Origin of the sequence: Lysinibacillus canaveralius, from assembly GCF_047301505.1 — a bacterium.
GTDB lineage: Bacteria > Bacillota > Bacilli > Bacillales_A > Planococcaceae > Lysinibacillus_B.
On record NZ_CP154840.1, the window covers coordinates 929,477 to 945,174 of the forward strand.

At 41.3% G+C, this 15,698-nt stretch carries 17 protein-coding genes and 1 pseudogene; all 18 read left to right on the forward strand.

Going from position 1 to position 15,698, the window contains the following annotated elements; translation table 11 throughout:
- Positions 1–6: 6 nt before the first annotated feature.
- The 18 genes and pseudogenes from AA0Y26_RS04570 to rpsB all read left to right on the forward strand — a co-directional run bounded on the left by AA0Y26_RS04570 (position 7) and on the right by rpsB (position 15,614).
- On the forward strand, positions 7–630 hold the full coding sequence (locus AA0Y26_RS04570; protein WP_413365515.1) for a flagellar biosynthetic protein FliO: 624 nt from the start codon (positions 7–9) through the stop codon (positions 628–630).
- Entirely contained in the window at positions 627–1,295 is a 669-nt protein-coding gene (fliP, locus tag AA0Y26_RS04575; protein ID WP_413365517.1) for a flagellar type III secretion system pore protein FliP, read from the forward strand. The genes AA0Y26_RS04570 and fliP overlap by 4 nt, the downstream gene beginning before the upstream one ends.
- Positions 1,296–1,309: 14 nt before the next feature.
- Positions 1,310–1,579 carry a flagellar biosynthesis protein FliQ gene (fliQ, locus tag AA0Y26_RS04580; RefSeq protein WP_413365519.1) on the forward strand — a complete coding sequence of 90 codons (270 nt, stop codon included), beginning with the start codon at positions 1,310–1,312 and terminating at the stop codon, positions 1,577–1,579.
- Positions 1,580–1,584: 5 nt separating this feature from the next.
- The gene (gene fliR / locus AA0Y26_RS04585; protein ID WP_413365520.1) at positions 1,585–2,361 is read left to right on the forward strand and encodes a flagellar biosynthetic protein FliR; all 777 of its coding nucleotides are present in this window, start codon (positions 1,585–1,587) and stop codon (positions 2,359–2,361) included.
- A gap of 1 nt (position 2,362) precedes the next feature.
- On the forward strand, positions 2,363–3,451 hold the full coding sequence (gene flhB / locus AA0Y26_RS04590; RefSeq protein ID WP_413365522.1) for a flagellar biosynthesis protein FlhB: 1,089 nt from the start codon (positions 2,363–2,365) through the stop codon (positions 3,449–3,451).
- Between the two features lie 29 nt (positions 3,452–3,480).
- Entirely contained in the window at positions 3,481–5,514 is a 2,034-nt protein-coding gene (gene flhA, locus AA0Y26_RS04595) for a flagellar biosynthesis protein FlhA (protein WP_413365524.1), read from the forward strand.
- A pseudogene (flhF, locus tag AA0Y26_RS04600) lies at positions 5,511–6,669 on the forward strand (flagellar biosynthesis protein FlhF). Before flhA ends, flhF begins: the two are co-directional and overlap by 4 nt.
- A complete protein-coding gene (locus AA0Y26_RS04605; RefSeq protein ID WP_413365526.1) occupies positions 6,666–7,538 on the forward strand; it encodes a MinD/ParA family protein in 873 nt (290 codons plus the stop codon). The pseudogene flhF and the gene AA0Y26_RS04605 overlap by 4 nt, the downstream one beginning before the upstream one ends.
- Positions 7,539–8,681: a protein-glutamate methylesterase/protein-glutamine glutaminase gene (locus tag AA0Y26_RS04610; RefSeq protein WP_413365528.1), complete on the forward strand. Its 1,143-nt coding sequence runs from the start codon at positions 7,539–7,541 to the stop codon at positions 8,679–8,681.
- Between the two features lie 15 nt (positions 8,682–8,696).
- On the forward strand, positions 8,697–10,772 hold the full coding sequence (locus tag AA0Y26_RS04615; protein WP_413365530.1) for a chemotaxis protein CheW: 2,076 nt from the start codon (positions 8,697–8,699) through the stop codon (positions 10,770–10,772).
- Positions 10,773–10,801: 29 nt separating this feature from the next.
- Positions 10,802–11,248, forward strand: a complete 447-nt coding sequence (locus AA0Y26_RS04620) for a chemotaxis protein CheW (RefSeq protein WP_413365532.1) — start codon at positions 10,802–10,804, stop codon at positions 11,246–11,248.
- 71 nt (positions 11,249–11,319) lie between these two features.
- A complete protein-coding gene (locus AA0Y26_RS04625) occupies positions 11,320–11,952 on the forward strand; it encodes a chemotaxis protein CheC (protein ID WP_413365533.1) in 633 nt (210 codons plus the stop codon).
- A gap of 2 nt (positions 11,953–11,954) precedes the next feature.
- Positions 11,955–12,452, forward strand: a complete 498-nt coding sequence (locus tag AA0Y26_RS04630; RefSeq protein WP_413365535.1) for a chemotaxis protein CheD — start codon at positions 11,955–11,957, stop codon at positions 12,450–12,452.
- Positions 12,449–12,811: a hypothetical protein gene (locus AA0Y26_RS04635; protein ID WP_413365537.1), complete on the forward strand. Its 363-nt coding sequence runs from the start codon at positions 12,449–12,451 to the stop codon at positions 12,809–12,811. The genes AA0Y26_RS04630 and AA0Y26_RS04635 overlap by 4 nt, the downstream gene beginning before the upstream one ends.
- 236 nt (positions 12,812–13,047) lie before the next feature.
- Complete coding sequence (locus AA0Y26_RS04640; RefSeq protein ID WP_413365539.1) at positions 13,048–13,815, forward strand: FliA/WhiG family RNA polymerase sigma factor; 768 nt, start codon at positions 13,048–13,050, stop codon at positions 13,813–13,815.
- A gap of 11 nt (positions 13,816–13,826) precedes the next feature.
- Complete coding sequence (locus AA0Y26_RS04645; protein WP_413365541.1) at positions 13,827–14,135, forward strand: RNA polymerase subunit sigma; 309 nt, start codon at positions 13,827–13,829, stop codon at positions 14,133–14,135.
- Between the two features lie 8 nt (positions 14,136–14,143).
- Positions 14,144–14,728, forward strand: a complete 585-nt coding sequence (locus AA0Y26_RS04650) for a hypothetical protein (RefSeq protein ID WP_413365543.1) — start codon at positions 14,144–14,146, stop codon at positions 14,726–14,728.
- 160 nt (positions 14,729–14,888) lie between these two features.
- Positions 14,889–15,614, forward strand: a complete 726-nt coding sequence (rpsB, locus tag AA0Y26_RS04655) for a 30S ribosomal protein S2 (protein WP_413365545.1) — start codon at positions 14,889–14,891, stop codon at positions 15,612–15,614.
- The last annotated feature ends 84 nt before the right edge of the window (positions 15,615–15,698 follow it).

Here is a 15,698-nt window from a genome sequence, read left to right on the forward strand (position 1 = left end):
TCAAGGATGGTTTTTGTATTATTGCTTATCTTTGTAGTACTTACACAAGTAGCTCCCGCTTCCTATGCCATGATCAGTGATGAATATTTTGATAATCCGGATCGCCACATAGAAAGCAATGGAACAGATGCCGACACGCCAACAAGTGATTCGGCATCTGTTAGTATGGGGGCTTGGGAATACATAAAGATTTTCCTAGCTCTAGTCTTTGTGCTTGGTCTACTATTATTTGTTCTTCGCTTTTTGAATAAGCGGAATTTAAATTACCAGCAAAATAGCATGATACAGAACCTCGGGGGCCAGTCAGTTGGTACGCAAAAATCCGTCCAGCTCCTGCAAATCGGCAATAAGGTCTACATTGTGGGAGTAGGCGATAATGTGCAGCTGCTGCAAGTGATTAATGACCCGGAAGAAATTGAACGAATTTTGGCGCAATACAATGATAAGGTTGGTTATACAACCACTTCTCCTTATATTGCTGAGCTATTTAGCAAATTTAAAACAAAAAAGCCTGCTGAGAAACCACCAGCAAATTTCAGCGATATGTTGGACAAGCGTCTGTCGCAAATTAAACAGGAGCGTAGTGATGAATTGGAAAGATGGAAGGAAAAGGAGAATGATAAGGAATGAACGAATTTATCTCAATCTTTTCTGAAAGTGATCCGACCAATGTCTCTACTTCTGTAAAGCTATTAATTTTATTAACGGTACTTTCTTTAGCACCGAGCATTTTAATATTAATGACCTCATTTGCACGTATTGTCATCGTACTTTCCTTTACGAGAACAGCGCTTGCAACAAACCAGATGCCCCCGAATCAGGTTATTATCGGATTGGCACTATTTTTAACTTTTTTTATCATGGCACCAACATTCCAGCAGGTGAACGAACAGGCGTTACAGCCGTTGTTTGACGAGGAAATCGGATTAGAAGAGGCGTATGAGCGTGCTTCTCTTCCGTTTAAGGAGTTCATGGCCAAGCATACAAGGCAAAAGGATTTAGAGCTATTTATAGAATACAATCAGGCAGAGCGTCCGGAATCAGTCGAGGATATTCCTTTGACAATGCTTGTACCAGCCTTTGCCTTAAGTGAAATAAAAACAGCATTTCAAATGGGCTTTATGATTTTCATTCCCTTTTTAGTAATCGATATGATTGTCGCTTCAGTCTTGATGTCGATGGGGATGATGATGCTGCCTCCAGTTATGATTTCTTTACCGTTCAAGATACTATTATTTGTACTAGTTGACGGTTGGTATTTGATCATGAAATCGTTACTTCAGAGTTTTAGTTAGGGGATGATACAAGTATGACACAGGAAATGGTCATTTCAATTGCAGAAAGAGCCATCTTTATTGTCCTCATCGTTTCGGGTCCGCTGTTATTAGTAGCGCTAGTTTCCGGTTTGATCGTCAGTATCTTTCAGGCGACCACTTCCATCCAGGAACAGACACTGGCGTTTGTGCCTAAGATTGTGGCAGTGCTGCTGGCTCTTATCTTTTTCGGCGCCTGGATGCTATCACAAATAACAAGCTATGTGCATGATATTTTAAATAATCTCGTGCGCTATATAGGGTGAGTTAGATGACGGAATTAGTACCGAAAATCTCAGTTTTATTGTTGATTTTTGTAAGGGTAGCTGCATTTTTTGTATCGGTCCCATTATTTTCATATCGTACAATTCCGTCTCAATTGAAAATAGGCTTTGCATTGGTATTATCCTGGATGATGTATTATACCTTTTCAATTGAGGCATTCACTATTAACGGAGAATACATATTACTCATCATTAAAGAAGCAATTGTTGGGTTGACGCTTGGATTAGCGGTTTATATTGTATTTTCTGCAGTCCAAATTGCCGGCGGATTCATTGATTTCCAGATGGGTTTTGCCATGGCAAACATTGTCGATCCGCAAACAGGAGCACAGAGTCCATTGATGGGGCAGTTTTTTAACTTCCTCCTATTATTGGTGCTATTGGCCATCAACGGCCATCACCTTATCATGGATGGTATCTTTTATAGCTACCAGTTCATGCCCATTGACCAGTTTTTCCCGCATTTTGGAGATGAGAAGTTCGTAGATATGATTATGAAATTATTTGTAGCAGTTTTTGCGATCGCATTCCAAATGTCTGCTCCAATAGTTGCAACCTTATTTTTAGTGACATTCGCTTTAGGGATTACAGGGAAAACAGTACCTCAGTTGAATATTTTTGTTGTCGGCTTTCCTATTAAAATTGCAATTGGTTTTATCGTATTGGTGATCATGATGGCTGTAATGGTAGAAGTAATGGAAAGTGTTATTGAGATGGCCATAATAGCGATGCGTAATGTGATGGCGATTTTAGGTGGTGGGTAGGATGAAGTTATTAATCACAGTAGACCTGCAGTTTTTCGCCGGTGAAAAAACGGAGAAAGCAACGCCTAAAAAACGCCAGGACGCTCGTAAAAAAGGACAGGTATTGAAAAGCCAAGATGTGTCAGCAGCATTTTTACTGCTCATCATTTTCATCTTCTTGTTTTTTGCGGCTCCTATGATGCAGGAAGGGCTCTTTGCTTTCCTTATTCAAGCTTTTCAGCGAAATATGCTCATCGACACCGTATCGATTGAGACCGTTATGAAGATGTATACGGATACGATTCAAGAAATGGCAATGGTTGTGTTGCCGATCATGGCAATCGCAATGGTTGCAGGCGTTGGAGCAAACTATTTGCAGTTTGGGTTTCTTTTTACGACAGAAACGCTCAAGCTGGATCTGAAAAAAATTGATCCTATTAAAGGGATTAAAAAGATAATATCAGTCCGTGCGCTTATTAATCTAGTGAAGTCGCTTCTCAAAATTACCTTTCTCGGGGTCGTAACAGCCGCCGTTATTTGGATCAATTTAGAAGAAGTACTTTCACTAGCATTCCAAAGCCCGTGGGAAACACTGTCAACTGTAGCACTTCTGACAGGAATTATGGGGATAGCAGCAGCGGTCATGCTTTTATTTATCGCTCTATTAGATTATATATACGAAAAATATGAATATGAGAAAAATTTAAAGATGTCCAAGCAGGATATTAAAGATGAGCATAAAAATGCAGAAGGTGACCCCCTCATCAAATCGAAGATTAAGCAGCGCCAGCGTGAAATGGCAATGCGGCGTATGATGCAGGAAGTGCCTCATGCAGATGTAGTTATTACAAACCCTACGCACTATGCAATTGTACTGAAGTACGATGAAAATAGTATGGATGCACCGCGTGTCGTAGCGAAGGGAACAGATTTTGTTGCACAAAAAATTAAGTTAATTGCAAAGGAACATGATGTCGTGATGGTGGAAAACAGACCGCTTGCCCGTGCGATGTATGATCAGGTAGAAATCGGCGACCAAGTTCCTGAGGAGTTTTTCAAAGCGGTAGCAGAAATTCTTGCTTATGTATACCGCATAAAACGCAAAATTTAGAGCACGAAACATTTTTAGGAGGGACAACTATGCAAGTTCGCGATTTAGGGGTTTTAGGTGCGGTTATTTTAATCGTAGCGATGCTCGTCATCCCTCTTCCACACTGGCTGCTGAGTTTCTTGATTATCATCAATATTACATTAGCATTACTGGTGTTATTAACATCGATGAATATGAAAGAAGCATTGGACTTTTCCATATTTCCGACAGTCATCCTGCTCTTAACCCTCTTCCGTCTGGCATTGTCTGTATCCACAACACGTGCCATTTTAGCAGAAGGTGATGCAGGGGATGTTGTTGAAACATTCGGTAACTTTGTAACCGGCGGAAATGTGCTGGTCGGTATTGTTATCTTCTTATTATTAGTTATTATTCAGTTTATCGTTATTACAAAAGGGGCGGAGCGTGTGGCAGAGGTAGCAGCCCGCTTTACGTTAGATGCGATGCCTGGTAAACAAATGAGTATTGACGCAGATTTAAATGCGGGAATTATCTCGGAGAAGGAAGCACGTGAGCGCCGTGAAAAAGTAGCGGGAGAAGCGGACTTTTACGGAGCGATGGACGGGGCAACAAAGTTCGTAAAAGGAGACGCCATTGCCTCTATCATTATGGTATTCATCAACCTATTAGTCGGGATGATTATTGGTGTGGCACAAATGGGTCTTGAATTCGGCGAGGCAGCCAATAAATTCTCGGTCCTGACAGTCGGGGATGGTCTTGTTGCCCAGATTCCGGCATTGCTTATTTCAACAGCAACAGGGATTGTTGTAACACGTGCAGCTTCAGATGGTAACCTTGGTGTAGATATTACAAATCAGTTATTCGCACAGTCAAAGTTACTTTATGTTGCCGGCGCTACTATCTTGCTATTAGGTCTATTCACGCCAATTCCTTTATGGATTACGGTTCCTATAGCAGCATCATTACTTTTAGGTGCATTCTTAATTGACCGTAAGAAAGAAGAGGATCCAGAAGAAATTCTCGAGATGGAGCAGGAAGTGGCAGCCGATACGATGAAGAGTCCGGAAAATGTCGTCAATCTACTGAGTGTCGACCCAATCGAATTTGAATTTGGTTACGGCTTGATTCCGCTGGTAGATGCTGCACAGGGCGGTGATTTACTCGACCGAGTAGTAATGATCCGGAGGCAGCTTGCACTGGAACTGGGAATTGTTATTCCGGTTGTTCGTATACGTGATAACATTCAGCTTCAGCCGAATGAGTACCGTATCAAAATTAAAGGAAATGAAATGGCAAGAGGCGAATTATTACTTGACCATTACTTGGCTATGAGCCCTGGCGATGATAACTCAATTGAAGGAATTGATACGATTGAACCATCATTCGGACTTCCTGCAAAATGGATTACTGAGCAAGTTAAGGAAGACGCAGAAATGCTGGGGTATACAGTGGTAGATCCACCGAGCGTGGTTTCGACTCATTTGACAGAAATGATCCGTGCAAATGCGCATGAATTACTAGGCCGCCAGGAAACGAAGCAGCTGATTGATCACTTACGTGAAACACATGCGATTTTAGTCGATGAATTAACCCCTGCACCGTTATCAATAGGAGAAATTCAAAAGGTATTGGCGAAATTATTGAGAGAAAATGTCTCGATCCGCAATTTACCTATAATTTTTGAAACGCTCGCAGACTATGCAAAATTGACAAGCGACACCGATATTTTAACTGAGTACGTCAGACAGGCTTTGGCACGTCAAATTACAACCCAGTTTGTAAACGGGCAGCCGGCTTTAAAAGTCATCACTGTTTCGGGTAAGGTAGAGAAAATGGTGGCAGATAGTATCCAGCAGACAGATCATGGTAATTATCTAGCAATGGATCCACAAGACTCGCAATTTGTATTAGAAGCGATTGCCAAAGAAGTAGAGAGAGTATCCTTTATGGAGCAGTCTCCGCTAATTCTGTGCTCTCCCGGAGTTCGAATGTATTTAAGACAGCTTACAGAGCGGTATTTCCCGCAAATTCCTATTTTATCTTATAACGAGTTGGATGCCGCGGTTGAAATTCAAAGTGTTGGAGTGGTGAATGTAGAATGAAAATGAAAAAGTATAATGCACCCTCAATAGCAGAGGCGATGAAATTAATTCGTGCTGATTTAGGAGAAGATGCAGTCATTCTCAATTCCAAAGTGGTGACTACAAAGAAGTATTTTGGATTGGTAAAGCAAAAGAGTTTTGAAGTAGTAGCAGGAGTAGACCGGGTGGAAAAAAAGCCGCCCGTTTCTCCGTTGCCTGATTTTTCAGTACCTGCTTCCTCCTATGGAGAAGCCGCGGCGACTTCTTCTGTTACAGAGCACGAGAAAGTTGATACACAAATGAATGAAGAGCTGAAGAGGGAGATAGCTGATTTAAAATCGATTATGCAGTCGCTTCAACGCCATTCAATCCAATCCCAATATCCGGATGAACTCTTGCCCTTTATTGACTTTCTGAAGCGCCAAGAAGCTTAGCAAAGAGCTCATCACAGCAATTAGTGATGAGCTTTTTCAGCATTTCAAAAACAAAAACGAGGAAATTGCCTTTGGTGAGATGCAGGTTGTGACAGAAGCATATTTACGTGACCAGTTGAAGGATGTTGAAATTGGCGGTTTAACATACGATAAAAAATATATTAATATTCTTGGACCGACCGGCGTAGGCAAAACAACAACAATTGCCAAAATGGCAGCACGTTCTGTGCTGGAAAAGAAGAAAAAGATTGGCTTTATTACAACAGATACGTATCGGATTGCGGCAATTGAACAATTGAAAACCTACGCAGGGTTGCTTCAGGCACCAATCGAGATTGCCTATAATGCGGAAGATTATAAGCATGCCTTAGAAAAGCTTGATTACTTGGATGTAATTTTCATTGACACAGCCGGCCGCAACTATAGGGAAGCTAAATATGTGGAAGATTTACAGCACTTAATTGATTTTAATGCACAGGCTGAATCATTTTTAGTACTATCTTTAACAGCAAAAGAGAGAGATTTAGAATCGGTGGTAGAACAATTTGAAGAAATTCCAATTAAAAAGTTTATTTTCACAAAATTGGATGAAACAAATTCTATTGGCACTATCTTCAATTTAATGATTAAATATAAAAAGGGACTTGCTTACTATACGAATGGACAAGAAGTACCAGAGGATATTGAGCAGCCAGACCTAGAAAAATTATTTGAATTGTTCTTTCAAGGAGAAGTTGAATGAGAGATCAAGCCGAAAAATTAAGAATGAAGATGCTTGAGAATGAGGGTGCCTTAGGAAGATCTATTGCTGTGGTCAGTGGGAAAGGCGGTGTCGGAAAAAGTAATTTTACGATGAACTTCGCTACACTGCTTGCAAAAGAAGGAAAAAAAGTTGTTGTCTTAGACATGGATATTGGAATGGGCAATATTCACATATTGATGGGGAAAAGCGTATCTACTAGTTTAAAAGATTATCTGGATGGTGATTTCTCTCTCGATGAGGTGATACATGAAGGTCCTAGCGGCTTACGGTACATCTCAGGCGGCTCAGGTATGTCCTCTCTAATGGAGTGGTCAGAAGGGATGTTTAATCGATTGCTTGAAGGGTTTGAGCACCTTCAAAAAACATTCGATTATATTTTGTTTGATATGGGAGCAGGAGCAGCGAACTGGTCATTAGACCTGCTGACGGCAGTCGATGAAATTATCGTAATTTCTACCGCAGAGCCAACAGCTATTATGGATGCCTATTCCATGATGAAATACATTTATTTAAAAGATAGTGAGAAACGATTTTCAATTTTATGCAACCGAGCCTTTACACAGGAAGAAGGACAAGACACATTGAATCGTTTGTCTAGTGCAATGCAAAAGTTTCTCTCGAAAGAGGTAACGATTCTAGGTTCTTTACCGGAAGACCCTATCGTTCGGCGGGCAGTAAGAGAACAAGTACCGTTTACATTAGCTTACCCTGAGGCTCCTATTTCAAAAACGATGAATCAAATAGTCAGTAGATTTGTTGATCATCGTCATGAAGAAATCCACGCACCTTCTGAAGCCAAAGGTTTTTTATCAAAATTGAAAAGTATTTTTTCGAAAGGACGTGATTGATTGGACTTCTCTAAAAAAAGCAAGCTGTTGATTGTTGATGACTCTGCTTTTATGAGGAAGCTGATTAGTGACTTTTTTGTTGGAAACCCGAGGGTAGAAGTAGTGGGAACGGCTCGTAACGGGAAGGATGCAATCAAGAAAATTCAGCAGCTGCAGCCGGATGTTGTAACAATGGATGTCGAAATGCCCGAAATGAATGGGCTTGAAGCATTAAAAGAAATTATGGCAATTTGTCCTGTACCGGTCGTCATGCTTTCTAGTACAACAAGAAGCGGAACGGATACGACAATGATGGCAATGGAATATGGTGCTGTTGATTTTGTTGCAAAGCCAAGTGGAACGATTTCGTTAGATTTACATAAAATTCAGAATGAGCTTGTCCATAAGGTGGAGCAGGCAACGCAAGTCTCCATTACAAAGTTAAAAAAACCAATTGGTACAAGGCGCTCAGAGCCATCCATTTCATCTATACAAACACCGCCAAGATGGAAAAAGGAAGCTTCACCACAACAACCGGCTTCTCCCAAACCATTTCTACATCCGGTAAGAAAGGAATGGAGCAAAGCATCAAGAAAAGTAGTGTTAATTGGCACTTCCACGGGAGGGCCGCGTGCATTGCAGGAAGTCATAACTAAAATTCCTTCAGACATTCAAGCGCCTATTCTAATAGTTCAGCATATGCCGGCAGGATTTACAAAATCATTGGCGAATAGGCTGGACCAATTGAGTGACATCAAAGTGAAGGAAGCAGAACATGGTGATATTTTACAAAATGGTGTGGCTTATATTGCGCCGGGAGGATATCATGTAAAACTGCGTAAGGTAGGGACAACGTTTGGAATAGTTCTTGATCAAACAGAGCCTCCACGTTCAGGACACCGTCCATCAGTGGATGTGTTATTTGAAGATGTAAGCAGATTCAATGAATTTGATAAAATCGCTGTCATTATGACTGGAATGGGGTATGACGGGTCAAAAGGTCTGGTCGCATTAAAGCAGACAGGCAACGTAATGGCCATTGCAGAGTCAGCGGATACGTGTATCGTATATGGGATGCCGAAAGCTGCCGTGGAAACGCAGCTTGTCGATGAGGTAGCCGATGTTGATGATATTGCACAAAGTATTATGAAATATATGCTTTAAAGGGGTGTTCTCTTAATGGAAGTAAACCAATATTTAGAAATGTTCATAGATGAAAGTAAAGAACATCTGCAGGCATGCAGCGAACATTTATTAGAACTTGAAAAAAATCCGCAAGACTTGGCAATCGTAGGAGAGATTTTCCGCTCTGCTCATACATTAAAAGGAATGTCTGCAACAATGGGATTCGAAGACTTAGCAGACCTCACGCACAAAATGGAAAATGTACTTGATGCTATCCGAAACGATAAAATCAAGGTAACACCAGAGATTTTAGATGTTGTTTTCGAATCGGTAGATCATCTTGAAGAAATGGTGCAGGACATTGCAAGCGGCGGTGACGGAAAACGGGATGTACAAGCAACTGTAGAAATGTTAAAGCGTATTGAATCTGGTGATACGGAAGTTAATACAGTACCTGTACAAATGGCAGCAAGTGAACAGGCTGCAACGAGTATCGTGTCGGCTGAGCGGAAGCTGGAGTATGATGACTTTGAAAAGACCATTCTCCATCAATCAACAGAGCAAGGATATATGGCATATGAAATTTCTATTTCTCTACGTGAAGATTGCCTCCTAAAAGCGGCTCGTGTATTCATGGTGTTTGAAATTCTAGAAAAGAACGGGGATGTCATCAAGTCCTCTCCGACTGTTGATAAATTAGAAGAAGAACAGTTTGATAGTGTATTCCATGTTGCGCTTATTTCGAAAGAAACAGCAGATGATCTGCAAAAAATGCTACTGAAGGTATCGGAAGTGGAGAAGGTGGAAGTACTTGTAATCGATCCTTCTTCCTTTAAAGAGGTCAAGGGAGAAGTGATCTCCCGCGACGACGAGTCTTCTTTACAGCCTGCAATTATTGAATCTGTCCCTGAACAGCAAACAGTTCCCATTGCTGCTGAGAAAAAGCCGGCTGCCAACAATACGAAAGCACATGCCCCGGCGACAAGCAAAACAATTCGTGTTAACATCGAACGTCTTGACGTGTTGATGAATCTGTTTGAAGAGCTTGTTATTGATCGTGGCCGTCTGCTATCGATTGCAGCAGAAGTGAACCACGGGGAATTAAGTGAAACAGTAGAACGCATGAGCCGTACAATGGGTGACCTGCAGAATATTATTCTAACGATGCGAATGGTGCCGGTTGAAACAGTATTCAACAGATTCCCGAAAATGGTGCGCCAATTATCACGTGACTTAAACAAGAAAATCAACCTTGACATTATCGGAGCAGAAACAGAGCTTGACCGTACAGTTATTGATGAAATCGGAGATCCACTTGTCCATCTAATCCGCAATTCACTAGATCACGGAGTAGAAAGTCCAGAAGTACGCCGTCAAAAAGGAAAGCCGGAAGAAGGAACTGTCCAGCTGCGCGCTTACCATAGCGGTAACTATGTTTTCATCGAAATTGAAGACGACGGTGCCGGAATTAACCGGGAAAAGGTACTGACGAAAGCTATCTCGAAAGGAATTGTATCGAAAGAAGCAGCCAGTTCCTTATCGGATAAACAGGTTAACGAACTTATTATGGCCTCAGGTTTCTCAACAGCAGATGTTATCTCGGATATTTCTGGCCGAGGTGTTGGCCTTGATGTTGTAAAAACAACAATTGAATCCTTAGGCGGTAATATTTCGATTGAATCGACGCAGGATGTAGGATCTATCTTCTCTATTCAGCTGCCATTAACATTATCGATTATTTCAGTCATGCTGGTTGAGATTGAAAAAGAAATTTATGCGGTTCCTCTATCATCTATTATCGAAACATCGATCATTCGCCACTCGGATATTTTGAATGCGCATAATCAGAAAGTGATTGATTTCCGTGGAAAAGTAGTGCCGCTTATCTTCCTGGAAGAAGTATTTGAAGTACCTCGCACAGAATCAAAAGATGACGAGTTCCATTCGGTAGTCATCGTGCGTAAAGGTGAAAAGATGGCCGGATTAGTAGTGGATTCGTTCATCGGTCAGCAGGAGATTGTATTGAAATCATTAGGGAATTATTTGACGAATATTTTTGCGATCTCAGGTGCGACAATTTTAGGCAATGGTAAAGTAGCGTTGATTGTAGACTGCAACGCTCTTATGTAGGAAATAGGATGAAAAAAGAGGTGTAAATTATGACAAACGCTGTCGAACAAGCATACGTTAAAGTAATTGTTTTTCAATTGGCAGATAAAGAATATGCAATTCCGGTTTCCTATGTGCGAGGAATCGAAAAGTTGATGCACATAACACGGGTCCCTAAAACGCCCCGTTATGTAAAGGGCGTCATTAATCTTCGTGGGGTTGTGACACCAATTATCGATTTACGGGAGCGCTTTGGCCTGCCCGTTTCAGAAAATGAAGAAACAGTACGTATTATTATTATTCAATTGGAAGATATGGAAGTTGGATTTGTAGTGGACTCCGCTAATGACGTGCTGGATATCGAATCTTCATCAATCGAACAGCAGCCTGAAGTAGTAGGTTCTTCCGAGGAAGATTTCATCTCAGGCGTAGCAAAATTGGATAAACGTTTATTGATTTTGCTGCATTTAGATAAAGTTTTAAATCCATTAGGGTAATGATTAATTTTTAATGATGCCTGTGTAAAATAGTGCAGGCATCAGGCGAATCTACTAAAGTAGGGATCTATATGAACTTTCATCAAAAAATTACTTCGCTCCATTTAGATGTATTAAAAGAGATTGGTAACATCGGAGCAGCTCATGCAGCAACAGCCTTATCAGATTTATTGAATAAAAAGATTGATATGCGGGTACCAAAAGTGGAGATGGTCTCATTCAACGACATGATGGAACTTGTCGGCGGTTCGGAAAATGTGGTGGTCGGCATTTTCCTGCGAATTGAAGGGGATGCTGAAGGAAGCATGTTCTTTGTATTGCCGATTGAGCAGGCAAACCGATTCATCCGGAGATTGATTCATGATGAAACATTTGATTTTGCGAACTTCCCTGTGTCGGAGTTAGGGTTGTCTGCCATGCAGGAGATGGGGAATATATTATCGGGTTCCTATCTTTCAGCATTATCCGATTTTACGGGATTGAAAATCTACCCAACGGTACCTGGATTAAGTGTAGATATGTTTGGAGCTATTATTAGTATTGGATTAATTGAGTTATCCCATATAAGTGATCATGTCATCGTCATCAATACATCCATTTTAGACGACGAATTTGAAGACAAAGAGTCAGTACGCGGTCATTTCTTCCTGCTGCCTGATCCAGATTCGTTTGAGGCCATTTTCAAGGCTCTTGGAGTAGCGTAAATATGATTGGTATAAATGAAGTGGTCAAGGTTGGGATTGCCCAGATGGATGTAGCGAAACAACCGAATACGATTCGGACGTCAGGGCTTGGGTCCTGTGTCGGCGTTGTTTTATATGACGAGGTAAAGCACATTGCAGGGCTGGTGCATATAATGCTGCCAGATTCGAGTTTAGGTCGTATGCAAGAGCTGAATGTCGCGAAATTTGCAGATACGGGTATTAAAGCATTAATTGATCTATTAAAAATTGAAGGTGTCCAAACATTTAGATTGAAGGCGAAAATTGCAGGCGGGGCACAAATGTTCCAGTTTACCTCCGACAAGGATACTATGAGGATCGGACCGAGAAATGTCGAAGCGGTAAAGGCTGAACTAAAAAAGAACGGCATCCCGCTTGTTGCTGAAGATACAGGTGGAAATAGCGGCCGGACGATTGAATTTGATCCGGCTACGGCTAAATTGAATATCCGGACAGTGAACAGAGGAGTGAGCGAAATATGATGTACGGCTCGTTTTTGTACAATTGCTGGGCAGCGTTACTGGGCTTCGCTGCATACTTTGCCCTGGCACTTCAACAGCCATATGCGATGCCCCTGGAAACACTGCTAGGCTCATTCGTCACAGCGCTTGTTGTGTTTTTATGCGCATATCCTGCACGCTGGCTTTTAGGGTATGTACTATTCACACCAGAAGAGGTAACGTTTGAGGAAATAAAAGTAAAAAAAGAGATAGAAGAGCAAAAAGAAGAGCTGGAGATTCCATCTTTCAATCGAACGTCAACTATAGAAGATGAGGAAGAGATTGCTAAGGTGGTACGGACAATGATGCATTCAGAGGAGAAAACTTTGCCGAATCATTAACCAGCAATTCCTTCATAGAAAAGCAGGGCCGAGAAATCGGCTCTTTTTTTATAAACTTTTTAAAGGACAAAGGAGGGAGTCGCCCAGCATTGGCAAAAGCTCTCTTTTTCTTTAAGAAAGAATAGGATTTCTGCTCCTAGAATACTAGATTTAGTGCTTAGGAAGCGTGTGTAAAATAGCTATAAATTTGGTATAATATACAGTAGGTACGTTTTGTTGAAGAGAGGTGGATACGAATGACGCAACCGAGTAGTGAAGAACTAAAGCTTTGGAATAGCTGGATAAACAATCGGGATCCACAAGCAGGAGACTTGCTGGTTAAAAAATACAAGCCTCTTGTTTCCTACCATGTACAACGAATAGGTGCTGGTTTGCCGAAAAATGTGTCGCGGGATGACCTCGTCAGCCTTGGAATGATGGGCCTATTTGACGCGTTGAATAAATTTGATATAAATCGAGATTTGAAGTTTGATACGTATGCTTCCTTCCGTGTAAGAGGGGCTATTATCGATGGTCTTCGGAAAGAGGACTGGCTCCCCCGCTCGGCAAGAGAAAAGGCAAAGAAGCTAGAAGCACAGATTGAGCATCTGGAGCAGAAGCTGATGAGGCATGCAACTCCTGAAGAATTAGCTGAACATATGAATCTGCCGGTTGAAGATGTATATCAAACGGTTCAAGAGCATTTTTTCTCGAATGTCCTATCTATTAATGAACAGCAGGATCAAGAAGATTCGGAAGGGAAAAGTTTCGTTATCCGGGATGAGCAGACCAAAACCCCTGAACAACATGTGGTGCGTTCGGAGTTATTAGAGGATCTGGCAGAGAATATTAAAAAGCTCAATGAAAAAGAGCAGCTTGTCTTAAGCCTGTTTTATACGGAAGAAATGACTCTGACAGAGATCGGAGAAATGCTTGATCTGTCGACATCTCGAATATCTCAAATCCATTCAAAGGCACTGTTTAAGCTGCGCAGGTTTTTATCTTCTGAAATGATGAATGCATAGGAGGAGTAGCCATGAGTTTAAAAGCCGTGGAACTGCAAATTGCGATTCCAAAAACATTCGAAGCGGGAAAAATAGCGGATCAGCATCAGCAAAATGTCATTCATCAGCAAATGAATGCGAATGAAGCGCTTAAGAAGGAATTGGAGCGGAAGCAGCTGGCCGTCAATACAGCTGAAAATGCGGATGCTGTTACAGAAGAGGATGAGGGGAGCGGCAATGGAGGGAGTCAATCCTCAATGGGAGAAAAGAAAAATGGAGAGCAGGAGCGGCCGAAAGCCCACCATCCATTTAAGGGGAATTTTATTGATTATACCGGATAGGAGACACAATGGTTTCAATCATATTAGCTGTATTATTCATCAGCCAGCTGCTGAGCTTTTTCTTCATCATCCTGTTGAATAGCAAGCTGGCAAAGTTCAAAGATTTAGAACAACGTCAGGAACGGATTACTAAGGAACTGGACGATGCCATTGGCTTATATTTAATGGAGATGAAGGAAGAGAATGACCGCTTGATTCAGGAACTTACAGCAGTAAAGCAGCCGTCTGTAGAGGAAAAACATTTTGCTGAAGAAGAGAATGGTGATCAATTGATCGAGAACAGCGTCGCTTCTTCAGAACCAGATTTACTGCCTGAATCTAATGCGGCACAACAAAGAAAGTATGTGCCTCTTGCCTTTGCTGCTAATGCCTATAACAGGCAAAAACAGCATGATGCAATTGAAGATAAGCCGGCTGAACAAAAACTAGAAAAGGCATTGCCAGTGAAAAAGCAAGAGGAGCAGGCATACCTTACATCTTTTGATGAGGAAGTAGTAGAGATGTATCGGGCGGGCAAAACAATTGAAGAAATTGCGAAGAAAACGCAGAAAGGTAAAACGGAAATTGAGTTATTGCTCAAGTTCCATACTTAAAATAGTTGCACCGCCTGTGAACTGTATGGTATAGTATCTAACGGTGTTAACATTACACACGCATTTTGATGTAGTAAGTGGTGCTCGTATGCGTACGGGTTGCTTGTTACAGATGAAAAGTGCGGAGGAAAAAAACCAAACATACTAGGAGGACAAACTCATGTCAGTAATTTCAATGAAACAATTACTTGAAGCTGGTGTACATTTCGGTCACCAAACTCGCCGTTGGAACCCAAAAATGAAAAAATACATTTTTGTTGAACGTAACGGTATCTACATTATCGATTTACAAAAAACAGTTAAAAAATTAGAAGAAGCTTACGACTTCATGCGCCAAGTTGGCCAAGATGGTGGTAAAGTTCTTTTCGTTGGTACGAAAAAACAAGCTCAAGAAGCTATTAAAGAAGAAGCTGAACGTTCAGGCAACTACTACATCAACCAACGCTGGTTAGGTGGTACGTTAACTAACTTCGGTACAATCCAAAAACGTGTTGCTCGTTTAAAAGAAATCGAGCGCATGGAAGAAGATGGAACTTTCGAAGTTCTTCCTAAAAAAGAAGTTATCCAACTTAAAAAAGAACACGAACGTCTAGTAAAATTCTTAGGCGGTATCCGTGATATGACAGGTATTCCGGACGTAATGTTCGTAGTAGACCCTCGTAAAGAGCGTATTGCTGTTGCAGAAGCACGTAAATTGAACATTCCGATCGTTGGTATTGTTGATACTAACTGTGATCCAGATGAAATCGACTACGTAATTCCAGCAAACGACGATGCTATCCGTGCTGTTAAATTATTAACTGCTAAAATGGCTGATGCATTAATCGAGTCAAAACAAGGTGAATCAGAAGCTCCAGCTGTAGAAGAAGAAGTAACAGCTGAGTAATTCACTCGTACAAATGGTGATAAGTGGATGATCCCTCTTATCACCTTTTTTTAAGATTTAGAGCCCTTGCTGCTCCTAAATATA